The 16,925-nt window shown below is 68.3% G+C and carries 16 protein-coding genes; 7 read left to right on the plus strand and 9 right to left on the minus strand.

Annotation, left to right across the window (positions count from 1 at the left end; all coding sequences use genetic code 11):
• Nucleotides 1-2 precede the first annotated feature (2 nt).
• The 3 genes from IBJ82_RS07915 to IBJ82_RS07925 form a co-directional block, all read right to left on the minus strand.
• On the minus strand, nt 3-1,415 hold the full coding sequence (locus IBJ82_RS07915) for an LCP family protein (protein WP_194825339.1): 1,413 nt from the start codon (nt 1,413-1,415) through the stop codon (nt 3-5).
• Nucleotides 1,416-1,621: 206 nt separating this feature from the next.
• On the minus strand, nt 1,622-2,398 hold the full coding sequence (locus IBJ82_RS07920; protein WP_194825340.1) for a CPBP family intramembrane glutamic endopeptidase: 777 nt from the start codon (nt 2,396-2,398) through the stop codon (nt 1,622-1,624).
• Between the two features lie 154 nt (nt 2,399-2,552).
• Nucleotides 2,553-3,314 (minus strand): DUF2470 domain-containing protein, encoded by a 762-nt coding sequence (locus IBJ82_RS07925; protein WP_062991016.1) that lies wholly within the window; start codon nt 3,312-3,314, stop codon nt 2,553-2,555.
• A 101-nt stretch (nt 3,315-3,415) separates the two neighbouring features.
• Between IBJ82_RS07925 and IBJ82_RS07930 the strand changes: the two genes are divergently transcribed.
• The 3 genes from IBJ82_RS07930 to IBJ82_RS07940 all read left to right on the plus strand — a co-directional run bounded on the left by IBJ82_RS07930 (nt 3,416) and on the right by IBJ82_RS07940 (nt 5,590).
• Nucleotides 3,416-3,838 (plus strand): hypothetical protein, encoded by a 423-nt coding sequence (locus tag IBJ82_RS07930; RefSeq protein WP_194825341.1) that lies wholly within the window; start codon nt 3,416-3,418, stop codon nt 3,836-3,838.
• A gap of 172 nt (nt 3,839-4,010) precedes the next feature.
• Nucleotides 4,011-4,925: a prephenate dehydratase gene (gene pheA / locus IBJ82_RS07935; RefSeq protein ID WP_194825342.1), complete on the plus strand. Its 915-nt coding sequence runs from the start codon at nt 4,011-4,013 to the stop codon at nt 4,923-4,925.
• Nucleotides 4,922-5,590 (plus strand): histidine phosphatase family protein, encoded by a 669-nt coding sequence (locus tag IBJ82_RS07940; protein ID WP_194825343.1) that lies wholly within the window; start codon nt 4,922-4,924, stop codon nt 5,588-5,590. The genes pheA and IBJ82_RS07940 overlap by 4 nt, the downstream gene beginning before the upstream one ends.
• Nucleotides 5,591-5,663: 73 nt before the next feature.
• Here IBJ82_RS07940 and IBJ82_RS07945 read toward each other — a convergent pair whose 3' ends face one another.
• The 6 genes from IBJ82_RS07945 to IBJ82_RS07970 all read right to left on the minus strand — a co-directional run bounded on the left by IBJ82_RS07945 (nt 5,664) and on the right by IBJ82_RS07970 (nt 11,225).
• Nucleotides 5,664-6,500, minus strand: coding sequence for an ESX secretion-associated protein EspG (locus IBJ82_RS07945; protein WP_194825344.1), 837 nt, complete (start codon nt 6,498-6,500; stop codon nt 5,664-5,666).
• Nucleotides 6,497-7,618, minus strand: coding sequence for a PPE domain-containing protein (locus IBJ82_RS07950; RefSeq protein ID WP_194825345.1), 1,122 nt, complete (start codon nt 7,616-7,618; stop codon nt 6,497-6,499). The genes IBJ82_RS07945 and IBJ82_RS07950 overlap by 4 nt, the downstream gene beginning before the upstream one ends.
• Before the next feature lie 46 nt (nt 7,619-7,664).
• Nucleotides 7,665-7,976, minus strand: coding sequence for a PE family protein (locus IBJ82_RS07955; RefSeq protein ID WP_194825346.1), 312 nt, complete (start codon nt 7,974-7,976; stop codon nt 7,665-7,667).
• A gap of 109 nt (nt 7,977-8,085) precedes the next feature.
• Entirely contained in the window at nt 8,086-8,424 is a 339-nt protein-coding gene (locus IBJ82_RS07960; protein ID WP_194826155.1) for a metallopeptidase family protein, read from the minus strand.
• Nucleotides 8,425-8,438: 14 nt separating this feature from the next.
• Nucleotides 8,439-9,506 carry a septum formation family protein gene (locus tag IBJ82_RS07965; protein WP_194825347.1) on the minus strand — a complete coding sequence of 356 codons (1,068 nt, stop codon included), beginning with the start codon at nt 9,504-9,506 and terminating at the stop codon, nt 8,439-8,441.
• 36 nt (nt 9,507-9,542) lie between these two features.
• Entirely contained in the window at nt 9,543-11,225 is a 1,683-nt protein-coding gene (locus tag IBJ82_RS07970) for an aldehyde dehydrogenase family protein (RefSeq protein WP_194825348.1), read from the minus strand.
• A 55-nt stretch (nt 11,226-11,280) separates the two neighbouring features.
• On the opposite strand from IBJ82_RS07970, the gene serS reads away from it, so the two are divergent.
• The 4 genes from serS (at nt 11,281) to IBJ82_RS07990 (ending at nt 16,924) form a co-directional block, all read left to right on the plus strand.
• Nucleotides 11,281-12,537, plus strand: a complete 1,257-nt coding sequence (gene serS / locus IBJ82_RS07975) for a serine--tRNA ligase (RefSeq protein WP_194825349.1) — start codon at nt 11,281-11,283, stop codon at nt 12,535-12,537.
• Nucleotides 12,538-12,613: 76 nt separating this feature from the next.
• A complete protein-coding gene (locus IBJ82_RS07980; protein ID WP_370585217.1) occupies nt 12,614-14,449 on the plus strand; it encodes a putative bifunctional diguanylate cyclase/phosphodiesterase in 1,836 nt (611 codons plus the stop codon).
• An 88-nt stretch (nt 14,450-14,537) separates the two neighbouring features.
• Nucleotides 14,538-15,908 carry an MFS transporter gene (locus IBJ82_RS07985; protein ID WP_194825350.1) on the plus strand — a complete coding sequence of 457 codons (1,371 nt, stop codon included), beginning with the start codon at nt 14,538-14,540 and terminating at the stop codon, nt 15,906-15,908.
• 95 nt (nt 15,909-16,003) lie between these two features.
• Nucleotides 16,004-16,924 carry a DMT family transporter gene (locus IBJ82_RS07990; RefSeq protein WP_194825351.1) on the plus strand — a complete coding sequence of 307 codons (921 nt, stop codon included), beginning with the start codon at nt 16,004-16,006 and terminating at the stop codon, nt 16,922-16,924.
• The last annotated feature ends 1 nt before the right edge of the window (nt 16,925 follow it).

Raw genomic sequence — 16,925 nt, forward strand, 5'->3', positions numbered from 1 at the left:
CGTTACCGCGTGAGCAGCTCCTCCGGGATCTGCTGATCGGTGGCGAGCGCCTCGAAGAAACCAGAGGCCTTCGACTTGTCCCAGAGCAACACGTTGCCCACGTCGGTGTCGTCGAACCCGCCGATCGGAACGCTGGTGGTCACGGTGTCGCCGCGCATCGCCCAGCCGAGTGCCGCCAGGTTCCAGATGTGGTCTCCGTCGTCGACCTTCAGCGACCCGGCGACCCCGGTTGCCATGGGCCACAACGAGAACGGATTCGTGAGGGTGCCCATGCTCGTGGCCTTCTTCAACAGCGCCGCCATGAACATCCGCTGATGGTTCATCCGGTCGACATCGGCGTTCGGGGTGGCCCTGGTGCGCACGAAACCGAGTGCTTGCGGGCCGGACAGTTCCTGGCAGCCCGCGGGCAGGTCGAGCCCGGCCAGCGGGTCGACGATCGGTTCGTCCAGGCACATCTCGAGCCCACCCAACGCGTCGACGACGCTGGCGAAACCACCGAAGCCGATCTGCGCGTAGTGGTCGATCCGTACGCCCGTCGCTTCCTCCACCGTTTGGACCAGCAGCGACGCGCCACCGATCGCGAACGACGCGTTCAGCTTGTCCTTGCCGTGGCCGGGGATGTTCACGTAGGAGTCGCGCGGGAGGCTGACCATGGTGGTCGCGCCGGAGGACGGAATGTGCACCATCATGATCGTGTCGGTGCGTTCGGGTCCGGTGTCGCCGCCGGTCGCGAGTTCCTGTTCCTGCTCGGTGGAGAGGTCACCGCGGCCGTCGGAGCCGACCAGCAGCCAGTTGGTGCCGGGGGTATTTTTCACCCGGTCGCTGTAGGAGGGCAGCGCGGTGATGCGGGTGAGTGAGTTGTCCAGGTGCACGACCGCGGCGATCAGGCCGGCGATCAACAGCACGATGATCACCATCAGCCACCGGAACGGATGACGTTTGCGCCTGCGCCGGGGCGGCTGCGGTTGCCTGCCCCCGATGACCGGCGGGGGAGTGCGCCGGGGCGGGAGGGCGTCGTGATGGGGCACCGGCCGCTGGGTCGGCGCGTGTGTGACCTGCTCACGACGTGGTCGCGGCGGCGGCGGTGGTGGCTGACGTGGCTTCTCGCGCTCGTAAGGCAGCTGCGAATAGGCCAGCGGCTGGTCACCGGAGTTGCCGCGGTGCATCACCTGGGTGGGTTCGATGTGTGACGCGCCGCGCCGAGGCGCCGGGTTGTAGCGAACCGTCGGCCCGTCCTCGGGCTGCGGGCGCCGGTCGTTGCCGGGCGGGCGGCCGTGGCGCGGATCCGGGGGCATCGCGCGACCCTGCGGGGGCAGGGAACGACCTTGTGGGGGCACCGAGGGACCGCCGGGGCGGCCGGACGTCGGCGGCACCCGGCGTCTACGGGGGTCCTCGCGGGGGTCGTCGCCGTTCATCACCGTCAAACTCTACTGATCGTGGGGAGCGCGAGTCGGTTTCCGCGCGCTCGGTTACTACTGGGATATACCGCGCGAGGGCCACTGTTAGCGCGAAACGCGGTGATGTGGTGAAACTCGCCGCGACACGCCGTTCGCATCAGTGAGCGGGCACGCCGGCGCCACCTCACGAAAGGCATAGACGCGTTGCTGGTGTGAACGGGTGATCATGGCAGCCAGCCGACGCGCCCGCGCAGGACGTTGTAGCCCAGGTAGGCGACAGCGTCGATCGTCGCGTGGGCCAGGATCAGCGGCCACAGGCGGTTGGTTCGCTGCCAGTATCGGCCGAAGATCAGGCCCATCACGATATTGCCCAGCCCGCCGCCGATCCCCTGGTACAGGTGATAGCTGCCGCGCAGCAGCGCCGACGCGGCCAGCGACGAGTTCTCCGACCAGCCGAGCCTGCGCAGCCGGGTGATCAGATAGCCCACCACCACCACTTCCTCGGCGACGGAATTCGCACAGGCCGACAAGATCAGGACCGGCAGCCGCCACCAGTGTTCCGACAGCGAACTCGGCACGATGGTGACGCTCACCCCCATCGCGTGCGCGACCAGATACAGCGCGAGCCCCGGCAGCCCGATCACCGCGGCGAGCGCGAGACCTGCCACGATGTCGCGACGCCGAATCCGGGCCAACCCGATCATCCGTGGCCCGATCCCGCTGCGCCACAACAGGTACAGCGCCAACGCCGCCCACGCCATCAGCCGGGTTATCCCGACGAGCTGGAACAGCAGATCGAGGAATGAATTGTTCGACCGCGACGCGTTCAACGCCACGGTCCGCCCACCGACCCCACCCGGCGACAGCGCCGAATCCAGCAGGGAAAGTGCGGCACTGATCCCACTCAACCCGAAGGTCACGAGCAGAACGATCGTGATCTCGACTCGCAGCCCGAACCTGTCCCGCTCGCTCAGCTGGGTATCCGGAGGATCGACGCGCATGCCGCGCAGTGTAAGCAGCGAACACGGCGGAATCGGCTCGCGGCGGGCGCCGCGGCACGAAGTGAGACGCAGCTCGCGAGTGCGGAACTGTCTACCCGTCACAGCCCAGCTGGACATTCACCAGTCTGCGCGCGACAGCTCTTCGCGGGTGAGTTCAGATGCGGCGCAGGCCGTTCAGGAACGGGCAGCCCGCCAGGACTCGGACCGCACGGCTCAGCGATTCGATGTCGTCGGCGGGGGTGGGGAAGGGCAAACGGACGTCGTGGTCGCCGTCGTTGCTCTCGACTCGCAGGGTCAGGCCGTAGCGGTCGATGGCGAGGGGGTGCACGAGGCCGCCCCGCAGCCGGGTCGGCAGGTGGCGGGCCAGCTGGGCCACCACGTCGGCGTGATCCTCGGACATGTGTTGCAGCCAGGCGCTTTCCAGCTCGCAGAACGGGTCGGCAGTGGCGGCGCGCAGGTCGGCGTGGTCGACGGATTCAGCGCCCGCGGTGTCGGCCAGTACCGCCGAGTTCACCACGATCCGCAGCAGCGTGACGCCGTGGCCGACATCGAGCAGGCCCGGATGCGGGAAGTCCTTGGCGATTTCGACGGCGAGCGCGCGCTGTGCCTGCTCGGGCACCTGTCGCACCCAGCCGCGCAACCACACCAGCGCCCTGACCGGCTCACGCAGCGGCAGCGGCGCGTGATCGGTGAGTTCGAGGACCGCGGAGGTCTCGTTGGCCGTGGCGGCCAGCGCGGCCGCGAGTGAGGACCCTGGCACCGCGATCACCGCGTCGCCGCAACGGCGCAGGTGGTGCAGCGTGGTGGGAACCGGGTCGATCCCGGGGAGCGCGAGCACCGCTGTCTCGGCGTGAGCGCACGCACTTCGCACCCGCTCGGCGGTGGTCGGCGCGAGGATCGTGGTGGGGCTCGACATGACAACCTCCGCGAACGTTTGATTAGGTAAACCTAAGCTAAGTTACAAACGCCCGCCGCGCAAGAGGACACCCCGATGAATCGAGCCGATACGGTGGACGGATGACGCACGACGACCACGGCGACGACCATTCCGCCCCCGCCGCCCCCGTCCTGCTGAACCTGTCGGCCCCCGCCCGCCGCAGCCTCGTGGCCGACCTGGTCCGCCCCGACGGCAGTTCCCCCGCCCCCGTCGACGTCGACATCCCCGACTACGACCTCACCGCCTTCCTGGCCGGCATCGCCCACGCCGACCACGGCTTCACCGCCCGCACCGCCAGCGGCCCCCGGGCCCTCGCCGTGGTCGCAGGCACCGTCGCGGCCCTCTGCGGCGAAGACATCCCCACCGCCCTCACCACCCCCGACCTCGCCTTCCTGAAGTCACTGAAGCCCGCCGCGATCGAGGCCACCCGCACCGTCCTCCTCGCCATCGAAACCCCCAACGAACAGGCAATCACCGAAGCGCTGCGCGTACTAGGCCACTAACCCCGCTGGGTCGGGTAATCCTGATATGTCCCTTCCAAGGGCGGGGCCCGCCCTGATCTGGACTGAGTGGAGGGTGCGACGAAGGAGTACCCGGAGGGAGGGAAGATCAGGGGCCCGAAGGGCCCCGCCTCGAGCGCGCCAGCGCTCTAACAAACACCGCTAAAGTTGCAGTGTGCCGCGTATTGCGTATTTCGGACCGTCCGGGACCTTCACCGAGATGGCTCTGGCGAAGTTCGAGAACTCGGGGTCCTTCGACGGGCCGGTCGAGCGGGTCGCCGCGCCGAGCCAAGGGGCAGCGCTCGACCTGATCCGGACCGGACAGGTCGACGGCGCGGTGGTGCCGATCGAGAGTTCGGTGGAGGGCTCGATCCCGGCGACCCTGGATTCCCTCGCCATCGGACCGCGTTTGCAGATCATGGCCGAGACCGAGCTCGAGGTGACCTTCACGATCCTGGCGCGTGCCGGAACCGCGCTGGCCGACGTGCGCACCCTGGCCGCCTACCCGGTGGCGGCGGCGCAGGTCAGGGAATGGGTGGCGCGCACTATGCCCGATGCGCGACCGTTCACCTCGGCATCCAACGCGGCCGCCGCCGAAGACGTGGCAGCCGGAACCGCCGACGCCGCGATCTCTACCGCGCTGGCGGGTGAACGACTCGGCCTGGTGACGCTGGCGAGCGGCGTGGCCGATCACGACCAGGCCATCACCCGCTTCGTCCTGGTCACCCACCCGGGCGTCGCACCGGGCGCCACCGGCGCCGACCGGACCTCCGTGGTGCTCGAACTGCCCAACGAGCCCGGTTCGCTGATGCGCGCGTTCGCCGAATTCGCTACGCGTGGAGTCGATCTCACCCGCATCGAATCGCGCCCGACCCGCACCGGCATGGGCACCTACCGGTTCTATCTCGACTGTGTCGGACACATCGACGACCCGGCGGTGGCGGAAACACTGAAAGCCCTGCACCGCACCACCCAGGTCCGCTTCCTCGGATCTTGGCCCGCGACAGCGGCAGTCGGCACACCGCCGCCGTCGGACGAACCGGCCGCAGAATGGTTGACGCAATTGCGAAAGGGGGTCGCGGACCTATGACTACCCGCGCGAAACTGATTCTGGTGCGCCACGGCGAGACCGAGGGCAATGTCGCGAAGATCCTCGACACCGCGGTGCCTGGGCTGCCGTTGACCGAACGTGGTGTGGCGCAAGCGAAAGCGTTCGGCGCCGGGCTCGAGCGAGCGCCCCAGGTGCTGGTGTCGTCGGATGCGCTCCGTGCCCGTCAGACCGCAAGCCACATCGAAGAGGCCACCGGCACACCGGCATACGTCCTCGACGGCCTCTACGAGGTGCAGGTGGGCGAGCTGCACGGCCGCTCCGACCGGGAAGCGCACGAACTCTTCCAGCAGATCTATCGCGGCTGGCACCTCGGCGAACTCGATGCCAGAGCCCCCGGCGGCGAATCCGGCCACGAAGTGCTGGCCCGCATGCTGCCTGTCCTCGACGGTCTGCGCGAGGAGTTCCTGACCGACGACGCCGACGGTGACGTGGTGGTGGTGAACCACGGTGCCGCCATGCGCCTGATCGGTAAGGCGCTGGCCGGGGTGGCGCCGCCGTTCACGACGAACAACCACCTCGACAACACCGAGACCATCGAACTGCTCCCCACCGAAGACGGCGGCTGGGAATGCCTACGGTGGGGCAAGTTCACCCCACCGTTCACCATTCAGGCCGACCCGTCAGCCGACGACCCCATGGGTTAAACGCTCCGGCTGCGCCTCCGGTTTGCGGTTGAGTTGTGGGGGCGTTGGTGGGGCCGGTTGCGGTGGGGTGGGCTTACGCCGGGTTACTGGCTGCCGCGGTAGGGAATTCGGTGCGGACCGGGAGGGACTCGATGAGGTCGGCTACCGCGGTGCGTAGGCGGGCGTTCGTGCCGCTGGCGATGGACGACCATTTCACGCCGTCGTCGGCGACGCTGGCGGTGATGATGAATCTGCCTGCGCGCGTGTTGAAGACGGCGATGTGGTTGTCCTGGATCTCGCGGGTGCCGTCACCGTAGGCCACGCCGACGATCTCGGCGTAGGAGTGGATCTCCACCAGCGCCGAAGCCAGTACCTGGGCATCGGTGGTCGGATTGCCCACCTTGATCAGGCGCTGCGTGGTGGCGGCCGCGTCACCGGTGTCGCCGAAGATCGGCGCCAATTGTTCGGTGGGAGCGTTCATCCCGTACAGCTCGAGCGCTTCGACCGGCCCGAGCGCCTGCAGCACCGCGCCGGGCAGATCGAGACCGGCGTCGTCGATGACGTAGGACTCCGGCCCGCGCAGGGCGACGACCGCACGGTCGTCGCCCTGCGCCAGGCAGAATCGGTTGACCTGGCCTGCCACCACCCACCGCAGCGCGATGATCCACTGCGGCCGGTAGAGCACCCGCAGCCGTTCGGCGAGCTCGGGTGCCACCACCTGGCCGAACAGCAGCTCGCGTTCGGCCAGGGCGGACTGTGCCACGTTCATGGCGGCGTCGTGCGCGGTGACGTTGTCATAGCGGCCCATGGCGTCGAGCACCACGGGCATCTCGTCGAACTCCAGTTTCTCCAGGAGGAACTGCATGTCGTCGAGCGAGAGCACGACGGCGCCGAGCAGCGAACCTCCGCTGCCCGTGCCGAGAACCGTCACTTGGCCGATCCGGTGAGGTCGGCGCCGATCACACCTTCGGCCGCGTAGCGACCATCGGTGAACTCGTCGGAGCGCACGTAGTCGACGCCATCGTGCTCGTCGTCTTCCTCGCCCTTCTGCCGGTTGCCCATCAGCGGGTTGCCGCCGCTGCCGGTATTGCGCACGGGTGCGCTCTCGACCCGGTTGACGATCGATTCCGAGACCGGCGCACTCGCGGACGCGCTCGCCGCGGGCGCACCCCAGCCCTCGGGCAGTTTCAGCGAGCCCGCGCTGATGCCACCGAGGCCGGCCGACGTAGTGGCCATGCCACCGACCGCGGCACCGGCGGCACCGACACTCGCCATGGCAGGAGCGACGGCGGCACTCGCGGGCGCGGTGGCCGTAGCCGCCGAGATCGCGGAAGCGCCGATATTGCCGACCGTGCTGACACCGCTGGTGAGCACGCCGCCCGCGGTGTTGGCCGCCTGGGTGGCCGCGCTGACCACACCGGGGTTGGAAACGAAGGCCTGCGCAGCGGCGACTGCGGTTTGCAGCGGATCGCCACCACCGAAGTCGCCCTCACCGGCGGAGCCCGCACCGCTGGCGATGGCGGGCGGCATGGTGAACTCGCTGGGGACGGCGACGGTGGCCGACGTCGCGGCCTCGTAGGTCTCCATCACCAACGCGGCGCGGATGTCCATGGCGTGGCGCGCGACCTCGGCGACCTCGAAGGCGCCGGAGACGACACCGGGCGGGTTGGCCGAGGCGGCCACCGCGCCGTTGGTGGCGATGATCTCGGGCAGGCTCGGCATCGCGATCGAGGCGACGGTGTAGGCGGTGGCGTTGGCCGCGCACTTGGCACTGATCGCCGCCGCCGCGATGCCTTGCTGGCTGGCCCAGCCCGCGAACGGGGCCAAACGGGCGAGCACGGCGATACCGTTGACGCCCTGGAGGCCGACACCGACCTCCGCGATGACGCGCGTGATCGTGAAGGCGGCGTCGCCCCACGCGGCGGCCAGCCCGCCCCACGAGGTGGCTGCGGCGCTGATCGGGATCGCGTGTGCGCCCGAATTGAGGGTGGTCGAGTTCACTTCGGCCATACGAGGCAGCCAGAACACCCCGGTGATCCCTGCGGTCATGCTTGTTTCTCCCCTGAGTAAATGATCGTCGACAGGATCGGTGCGACTACACCTGGATGGCGTTGATCGTCGCCCCGCGGACCACGTCTTCCCCGATATGAGTGGTCAGCTGCGAGCGCAAGGTCGCGGCCGCGTGATGCAGCTCGAGGATCGCCTGGGCGACCGAACCGTCGTGCTTGCCCGCTGCGGTGTTGAAGTGGCCCGCCGCGAGCAGCGACACCTCTTCGGCGCCGGAGGGCAGCACATGCGTGGTCGGGCCGGCGAGCCCGGCCGCGATGGCGAGGCGCTCGGCGAGCAGATCCAACTCCGCGGACGCGGCGAGGACGATTTCAGGTGCAACGAGAACGTGTCCAACCATGACCCGACTCCTTCTGGTGGCGGCTATCGGGAACCACGAGAATTCCCCCTACGAGTACTAGGACGCGAGAGCGGGTCATTCGGTTCCATCGATTCCCCACCCAGTTTCGCTAACCCCATCCCAGCTCATGCAACCGGTCGTCGTCAATCCCGAAATGGTGTGCTATTTCATGGATCACGGTGATCGCGACTTCTTCGACCACCTCGTCGTCGGTGTTGCAGATGTCGAGAATAGCTTCTCGATAGATCGTGATGGTATCCGGCAACGATCCGGCGTAATAGCTGTCGCGCTCGGTGAGGGCGATCCCGTGGTACAGCCCCAGCAGCGACGGTTCCTCGTCGTTTCGGGGCTCCACCAGCACCACAACATTGTCTATGGCACTGGACAGCTCCGTCGGGATCTGGTCGAGGGCATCGCTCACCAACTCCTCGAAACGCCACTCCGGCATCCGCTCGGACAACGTCACCTCGGCTGGGGCTGCGGTGGCAGTGGCGCGGCGCCCGGCAGCGGGGCCGGAGTGGAGCGTCCGCTGTTCGGCGGGGGCACCGGGGCCTGGCCGTCGATCAGGATCTCGCCGCGAGCCGAGCCGACGATGGGCGCGAAACCCTCACGGTCGGCACCTTTTCCGAGCCAGCAGTCCAGTTTGTGGCTGCCCGCGAGCCAACTGGCGGGCTCCAGATAGTCGAAGAACAGGGTCAGCGTCTTGTTGCGGATCGCGTCGGGGCTGCCGAGGTAGTCGCCGGAGAGCCGATTGCATTCGGCCTCCACGAACTTGTCCTGATCGGCTTCCGACGGCGGCCCGCCGGTGAAGGCGGTGGACAGGTCGACGGTGCCGACGATCTCCACCGAGTGCGGCTGGGCGCAATCGATCGGGTCGGTCGGCAGATTCTGATTGATGCCGAGGCAGGTACCGGTGGCATGGATCTTGGACTGATCGCTGTCGGCCAGGCTGCCGGTGGTAGCCGGGCTCGTGGCGGTGGCGGCGACCTGGACACCGCAGCGCAGCGTCCGGTCGCCGTGCTGCCAACCGGCCGGGCTCGGCGACATCACATTCACCATGAACTTGCCGCGCGGATCGAATCGCCCGCCCAGATACTTCTGGACCGCGGTCACGCAGTGTTCGTCCCGCAATTCGGTCATGCGCAGCGAGTCGGGGTGACGGGTGCCGTCGGCGAACTCACGCCCGGGATAGGCGCTGAGATCGATGACGCCCGCCACTTCGAACAAGTGCTTGTCGCCGCAGCCCACCTTCACCAGATCGCTACGGTCGGGTCTCGACCAGGTCAGGCAGTCGCCCTGGGCCGCGCTGCTGAACTCTTTGTCGCGCACCACCGGTTCGGCACCTGGCTGGTGCGCTTCCACCTTGTCGGTGTCGAAGCCTGTCACGGTCATGGTGACCATGGCCGCGATGACCGCCCCGAGGGCGGCTATCAGCAGCCCCCAACGCAGTTTCGTCGCGGACAGGTGCAGGGCGCCGCCGCGACTGGGCGCGGCGGGTCCCTCGGCTGGGTTGCTCTGCTTCTTCGACATCGTCGACGAGTGTATTTGTCCTGGCGGACTACCGGGTCAGCCCCGCAGAGCTGACACGAAGATGCCCGGTATGCGGCGCAATTTGCCGTCGCCGTAGAAATCGGTCAGTTTGCGTCCGGTGGCGGTGCCGGTCTTGTTCGAGACGAACCACGGCGGCTTCGGGGTGAGGGCGAATTCGCCGCGCAGAATCGAGCGCGGAGCGGGGCGGAAGGGGCCGCGGACCACGGTGCGCTCGACGTCGTCGAGGAGGAAGGCGTTGTGTACGACGCCGATGCCGCTCTGGATGTCGTCGAGGGTGTGGCCGGGGTAGGCGCCCCAGCTGGCGCGCGGGGTCAGGAACGCGAGACCGGTCCAGGCGTTGAGGGCGACGGTGCCGTAACGCAGGTTCTCGATCGCGGTGTCGAGTTCCGCGCCGAGCGCGGTGATCGTCGCGGGGTCGGCGATGATGTTGGCGCCCAGGGTGCCCATCAGCTCGTCATTGGCGAAATCGACCGCGTTGCTGAGGAATTCGGCCCCGGCGCCGGGCAGTTCGACCACGCCGAGAACGGGCGAGAAGTACTCGGTGCGCAGCAGGGGAGTGTCGCCGGCGGGCAGGTTCTCGACCAGCAGGCGTCCGTTGGCGCGGGCGGCGTCGGGGTAGGACTCGAGTGCGCCCGCCACGCGGTTGTCGCTGCCCGGGTAGTAGGCGGTGCGCGCGGGAGCGTTGTCGATCGCGGCGCGCAGTTCGGTGAGGAACTGCTCCTTGAGCGGCCAGTCCGCGGCGAGCACCACGGTCTGCGCGGCGACACAGTTGTAGCCGCCGTTGTGCAGGCGCTGGGTGGCCACGTGCTCGGCCTGGAACTTCAGATCGGCGGCGGCCCAGTCGCCGGGAACCACGATGCACGGCGCGACACCGCCGAGTTCGCTGGTGATCGGCTTGTCCAGGATGGGCTCGCCGGTCTTGGCGGCGCCCGGCCCCCACACGATCGCGTCGTGGGTCGGTGCGCCGCCGGTCATGTGCACGTGCGCGACCAGCGGATGGTTCACCAGGTAGCCGCCCTCGGGGGCCCCGCCGGTGAGGATGCGCACCACGCCGAGCTCGATGAACGGCGCGAAGATCGCCTGGAACACCGGCAGCAGCGGATCGGTGATCGGGTTGAGCTTGAGCGCGACGACGCGGTTGTTGGCGTAGAGCTCGTAGAGGGTGTCCAGCGGCGCGATCGACATGATGTTGCCCGCGCCGAGCACCGCGCCGACACCGTTGGTCTTCGCGGGATCGCGCTGGGCGAGGCCCGCCTTGCGACGCGCGGTCGCGGCGTCGACACCGGGCTTGAGCCACACATCGGCGCTGAATCCGCTCAGCAGCAGCTTGTCGTAGATGCCGTGGGGCAGCGCGGGCACCGCTACCCGACCGCCGGGGGCGGTGACGAGTTCGACACCGTCGAGCGGGCTCGTGCCCTTTTCGAGAGCGGCCATCGACTCGCTCAGCGCCTGCGCACCGGCGAGCATCGTCATCGGGCCCGACATCCACTCCTCGCCGAGCAGCGGGCTGTCGGCGTCGAGTTTCTTGATGGTGCGGGCGGCGGCGACCCAGGCCTCGGCGTCGCGGGCGGTGAGCGCGTGCAGTTCGTCGAGCAGTTCGCGGCGGCGACGCAGGTCCGTCGCGGCCCAGGTCTTTTCCCCTTGGGTGAGATCGGCGAGCGCGGTATCGATGACAGCGGTGTCGAAAGAGGTACTCACACCGCAACTATGCCCCTGTGCTGCCCGATTGGCACTTCAACTAGGCTGTTTCCTCATGATCGACCTCCGATTCCTGCGCGAGAACCCGGAAGCCGTCCGTGCCTCGCAGCGGACCCGCGGCGAGGACCCCGCGCTCGTCGACGCCCTGCTCGAAGCCGACGCCGCGCGTCGGGCCGCCGTGGCCACCGCCGACAACCTGCGCGCCGAGCACAAGGCCATGGGCAAGGTGATCGGCAAGGCGAGCAAAGAGGAGCGCCCCGCGCTGCTGGCCGCCGCCACCGACATGTCCGCCAAGGTCAAAGAGGCCGAACTCGCCGAGGGCGCCGCCGACGCCGAACTCGACGCCGCGCAGCGCGCCATCTCCAATATCGTCCAGGACGGTGCGCCCGCGGGCGGCGAGGACGACTATGTCGTACTCGAAACCGTCGGCACCCCACCGGTTTTCGACTTCGAGCCCAAGGATCACCTCGAGCTCGGCGAGTCGCTGCACATCATCGACATGGAGCGCGGCGCGAAGGTGTCGGGCTCGCGGTTCTATTTCCTCACCGGCTACGGCGCCTTGCTGCAGATGGGCCTGTTGCAGCTGGCCGCGCAGAAGGCCGTCGCCAACGGCTTCACCATGATGATCCCGCCGGTGCTCGTGCGCCCGGAGATCATGGCCGGTACCGGATTCCTCGGCCAGCATTCGGCCGAGGTCTACCACCTCGAAGAAGACGACCTCTACCTCGTCGGTACCTCGGAGGTGCCGCTGGCCGGCTACCACTCGGGGGAGATCCTCGACCTCGGCGCGGGCCCGAAACGGTACGCGGGCTGGTCGTCGTGCTTCCGCCGCGAGGCCGGTAGCTACGGCAAGGACACCCGCGGCATCATCCGCGTGCATCAGTTCGACAAGGTCGAGATGTTCGTCTACACCACCCCTGACCAGGCCGATGCCGAGCATCAGCGGCTGCTGGCCTGGGAGCGCGAGATGCTGGCCGCCATCGAGGTGCCCTACCGGGTGATCGACGTGGCGGGTGGCGACCTGGGTAGCTCGGCGGCGCGCAAGTTCGACTGCGAGGCCTGGGTGCCCACTCAGCAGACCTACCGCGAACTCACCTCCACCTCGAACTGCACCACCTTCCAGGCGCGCAGGCTCTCGGTGCGCTACCGCGACGAGAACGGCAAGGCGCAGGTGGCGGCCACGTTGAACGGCACGCTGGCCACCACACGCTGGATCGTGGCGATCCTGGAGAACCACCAGCAGGCCGACGGTTCGGTGCGCGTGCCGGAGGCACTGGTCCCGTTCGTCGGCACCGAGGTACTGAAGCCGTAAGATGCTCATTGTTTGCTGACGTTCATTTGGTAGATGTGGCAAACACCCTGACCCATCAACATCTAGGCTGGTGCTCGTGCGAGGAATCGGGGCGCGCGGCGATACCCGAACCCGGGTGCGGGCGGCATCGGCGTTGGCGACAGCAAAGGTCATGGCCAGGACAACGGGGGCGTTCTACGTTCTCGGTGGTGTCCTCGGCCTGATGATCACTGCCGTCGCACCGGGCGACGACGGTAATCGCGCTGTTGTGGGTACCGCAGCGGCCATCTCGGTCCTGCTCGGGCTCACGATGCTCGCGTGGGGCCCTCGGATGCCACACGGCCTGCATCACGTCTACCTCGCCACCGCGACCGTGCTCGTCGCGATCGCGGTCTACGACTTCCCCAATCTGGTCGGCGCCATCACCCTGGCCTCGTTCTTCGTGTTCGTGGCCTGCGACGCGGCGCTGTTCTTCGCCTGGACCCAGGCCGCCGCGCACATCGGCTTCGCGATGGTGCTGTGCCTGCTGGTGTTGCCCGCGCGCGGGTTGCCGTGGTGGTCCGGGCTGATCCCCGCCGGCGTCACCTTCGGCGCGGGCGTGGTGGTCGGCATCCTCACCAGGATGGCGTCGGAAGCCGATATCGACGTGCTCACCGGTCTGCTCAACCGGCGCGGCTTCGAGAAGCAGCTCAACCCGGCGATCGATGCGGCCAGTCGCGGCGGTCAGGGCATGGCCCTTGTGCTGGTCGACCTCGACCGATTCCAGAAGATCAACGACCATCTCGGCCACCGCGCGGGCGACGCCGTCCTGCAGCGGGTCGCCGATACCTGGCTCGACCTGCTCGCTCCCGGCCAGGTGCTGGCCCGTTTCGGCGGCGACGTGTTCGCGCTGCTGTTGCCGGGGACCACCGAGCAGGCCGCGATCCTGCTCACCGAACAACTGCGTGCCGCGGTCACCATGGGCTGTTCGGCCGGTGTCACCTCCTGGCAGCCGGGCGAGTCCGGTTCGCTGCTGGTCAGCCGCGCCGATGTCGGCCTGTATCGGGCCAAGCAGGCGGGCCGCAACCGCACGGTGCTCGAATCGTCGCGTCAGCTTCCGCTGGCGGTGGAACTGCGCGAGGCCATCGACCGCGGGGCGCTCGACGTGCACTACCAGCCGATCGTCAGCCTGACCGAGGACGGCGGCCAAGCGGTCGGCGTCGAGGCGCTGCTGCGCTGGTCGTCGAGCGCGCAACCCGAGGTCACCACCGAGGGCCTGATCCGTGTCGCCGAGGAATACGACCTCATCTCCGATCTCGACGAGCTGGTCCTTCGCCGCGCCTGCGCCGACGCCGCCCGCCTCCAGGAGAGCTTCGCCTCGCTGAACCTCACCCTCAACGTGAATGTCTCCGGCCTCGAACTGGCCGAGACCGAGTACGCCGAGCGGGTCGCGACCATCCTGTCCGATACCGGCTGGCCCGCCGACCAACTCGTCCTCGAGGTCACCGAGAGCGAACTGGCCGCCGAATCCCAGACCGCGATCACCAACCTGCACACCCTGCGCGACCGTGGCGTCCGCATCGCCATCGACGATTTCGGCACCGGGTACTCCTCGCTGAGCCGACTGGCTACCATCCCCAGCGACATCCTCAAGGTCGACCAGTCCTTCGTCGCCGCCATCCGCTCCGATTCCCCCGCCCCGCCGCTGCTGAGCGTGATCGCCGCCCTCAGCAAATCCCTCGACCTGCAGGTCATCGCCGAGGGCGTGGAAACCGAGTACCAGGCCGCCGTCCTCACCGAACTCGGCTTCGCCCTCGCCCAGGGCTACCACTACAGCGACTCCCATCCGGTCTCCGAACTCATCAACGACCTCAACGACGGTCGCCCCCTGGTGAGCACCACCGACGACGACGACGATTCTCTCGCCGCCAACGGCTGGATCCCGCTCGGATAATCGCTTGACCCGGCCGGTCGTGACGCGAACGATAGACCCCATGCGGATGCTCTTTTACGGCTGTTGACCTTCCCCGCTCCGGCACGCGGTGGCCTGGTTGAGGCGTGATCCGACCGGTGTCCGCGACCTCACGGTGCGCGCGGTCCTGTTCAAGGGCACGCGTGACCTGCTACCGATCTATGCCCTCTACGGCGTTCTCTTCGCCGATCACGGACTGAGTACCGCACAGATCTCGCTGCTGCTGGCGATCTGGTCGGTGACCGCGTTCCTGCTCGAGGTGCCCTCGGGTGCGTGGGCCGATACGGTGTCGCGCCGCCGGCTGCTCGTCCTGAGCTGTGTGTTGCAGGCCGCGTGTTTCGCCCTCTGGATGCTGGCACCGTCGTTCGTCGGCTTCGCGCTCGGCTTCCTCGTCTGGGGTATCTCGGGCGCGTTGGAATCGGGGACCTTCGAGGCGTTGATCTACGACGATCTGGTCGCGCGTGGCGAACCGTCCGCCTACGCGCGAATCATGGGCTGGGCGCGCGGTGCGCAGGAGAGCACCGTGCTCGTGGCGATCCTCGCCGCCGCACCGCTGTTCGCTTTCGGCGGCTATGAACTGGTCGGCTGGGTCAGCGTCGCCATCGGTCTGTTGCACACGCTGACCGCGCTGGCGCTGCCCAGCGCGCCGGTAGCCATCTCCGCGACCGCCGTCGATGATCTCGACGACGAGCCCGCCCCAGGACCGGTCGGCCCGCACGTCAAACCGGGAGCGGCCTCGGCGGGTGCACCACCGTCGAATTCGCACGGATCCACCTCGTCGCGCTATCTCGCCATGCTCGAAACCGGCCTCTCCGAAGCACTTCACGTCCGCAGGGTCCGTCGAGGTGTGCTGCTCGGCGCACTCCTGTACGGCGTCACCGCCTTCGACGAATACTTCGGCCTACTCGCGGTCTCCGGCGGCGCTTCGACCAGCACCTCGGCACTGCTGGTCGGCGTCACCGTCGCGGGTTCGTTGATAGGTGCGTTGTTGGCGGGCCGCACCGAGGTCGTGTCGAATCGAACGTTGGCCATCGCGCTGTTCGTCGCCGGAATCCTGTTCATCGCGGGCGCGTCGGCAGTCGGAGTGGCGCAGGGCCCCGCGCTGGTCTGGGTGGGATTCGTCGGTATCGGCATCGCCTACGGCATCGACTTCAATGCCGAGGTCATCGCGGGTGCTCGGCTCCAGGATGCGATCGAAGGCCCAGCCAGGGCTACCGTCACCTCGGTCTCCGGGCTGCTGTCGGAGATCGTCGCGCTCGGTGTGTTCGCGTTCGTCGCGGTCGCGACCCAGTGGCTCGCGATGTCGACAACTATCGCGTTGCTCGGGTTGGTCATCTTGGTCGCCGCCGCGTTGACGCCTACCTGGCTGCCGCCGCGTCACGTCGCTGCGCGTGATAGGACTGAGAACGCAACCCCGGATCAAGAGGGAGAACATGGGTAACTCCCCAACTACCTCCCACCGACGAGGCGCATAACGTGAGGCCGACCGCTAGCCGTCAGGGCCCCGGACGACCCGTAGGAGTCGCGGGCAGGCGGATGAGCCTCGGGCTGATCTTCGGGTTCGCTATCGGGGCGGGTGTCGCGGTGCAGGGGCGGATCAATGGGGCGCTGGGCGCGCGGCTGGCCGATGGGATCGCGGCGGCCACCATCAGCTTCGGCACCGGCCTCATCGCTCTGCTGATCGCTTTCGCATTCAGCCCGGCGTTGCGGGCGGGTGTCACCAAGGTGCGTACTGCGGTGTCGGAGGGCGGATTTCCGCTGTGGCAGTTGCTCGGCGGATTGTGTGGCGCGTTCTTCGTGGCCGCGCAGGGGCTCACGATCGCCGCGATCGGTGTCACCGCCTTCACCGTCGCGGTGGTCGCGGGTCAACTCCTGAGCAGCCTCGTTGTCGACCGACTCGGCCTGGCCCCGAACGGCCGGACCCCGATCACCCCGTGGCGAATCTTCGCGGCGGCCTTGGGCATCACGGGTGTCGTCCTCTCGGCCGGCGGCGGTTCCGCCCCGACCACCGCCGTCACCGGTGTCCCCGACATCCCCGCCCTGCTCATCGTCCTTCCCGCCCTCGCGGGTATCGGCCTAGCTTGGCAACAGGCGGTCAACGGCCGAGTAGGCGCCACCGGCGGCCCCTTCACCGCCACCCTGATCAACTTCGCAGTCGGCCTGACCGCCCTACTCCTGCTCGACCTCTACATCCTGTCCACCACCGGCCTGCCCACCGAATTCCCCACCGACCTGTGGCTCTACACCGGCGGCCTGATCGGCGTCGCGTTCATCGCTCTGGCTGCCGTCACGGTGGGCATGATCGGTGTCCTCCTGCTCGGTCTCACCTCGGTGGCAGGCCAACTCGTCGCCGCGATGGTTCTCGACGCGGCTGACGGAAGACTGTCGCCAATCACCGTCGTGAGCTGTGTGATCGTGCTGGGTGCGGTGGTAGTGGCGAGCCGCACCAGTCGCTGAC

Origin of the sequence: Nocardia sp. XZ_19_231, from assembly GCF_015355705.1 — a bacterium.
In the GTDB taxonomy this organism is placed as follows: Bacteria; Actinomycetota; Actinomycetes; order Mycobacteriales; family Mycobacteriaceae; genus Nocardia; species Nocardia salmonicida.

What these genes read in the sequence shown, in the direction of transcription:
- IBJ82_RS07930 (WP_194825341.1), top strand. Translation starts at nt 3,416, where the DNA reads ATGACGCACGACGACCACGGCGACGACCATTCCGCCCCCGCCGCCCCC.
- IBJ82_RS07960 (WP_194826155.1), bottom strand. Translation starts at nt 8,424, where the DNA reads ATGCCGGAGTGGCGTTTCGAGGAGTTGGTGAGCGATGCCCTCGACCAG.
- IBJ82_RS07925 (WP_062991016.1), bottom strand. Translation starts at nt 3,314, where the DNA reads ATGTCGAGCCCCACCACGATCCTCGCGCCGACCACCGCCGAGCGGGTG.
- IBJ82_RS07920 (WP_194825340.1), bottom strand. Translation starts at nt 2,398, where the DNA reads ATGCGCGTCGATCCTCCGGATACCCAGCTGAGCGAGCGGGACAGGTTC.
- IBJ82_RS07990 (WP_194825351.1), top strand. Translation starts at nt 16,004, where the DNA reads ATGAGCCTCGGGCTGATCTTCGGGTTCGCTATCGGGGCGGGTGTCGCG.
- serS (WP_194825349.1), top strand. Translation starts at nt 11,281, where the DNA reads ATGATCGACCTCCGATTCCTGCGCGAGAACCCGGAAGCCGTCCGTGCC.
- IBJ82_RS07950 (WP_194825345.1), bottom strand. Translation starts at nt 7,618, where the DNA reads ATGACCGCAGGGATCACCGGGGTGTTCTGGCTGCCTCGTATGGCCGAA.
- IBJ82_RS07940 (WP_194825343.1), top strand. Translation starts at nt 4,922, where the DNA reads ATGACTACCCGCGCGAAACTGATTCTGGTGCGCCACGGCGAGACCGAG.
- IBJ82_RS07915 (WP_194825339.1), bottom strand. Translation starts at nt 1,415, where the DNA reads ATGAACGGCGACGACCCCCGCGAGGACCCCCGTAGACGCCGGGTGCCG.
- IBJ82_RS07955 (WP_194825346.1), bottom strand. Translation starts at nt 7,976, where the DNA reads ATGGTTGGACACGTTCTCGTTGCACCTGAAATCGTCCTCGCCGCGTCC.
- IBJ82_RS07965 (WP_194825347.1), bottom strand. Translation starts at nt 9,506, where the DNA reads ATGTCGAAGAAGCAGAGCAACCCAGCCGAGGGACCCGCCGCGCCCAGT.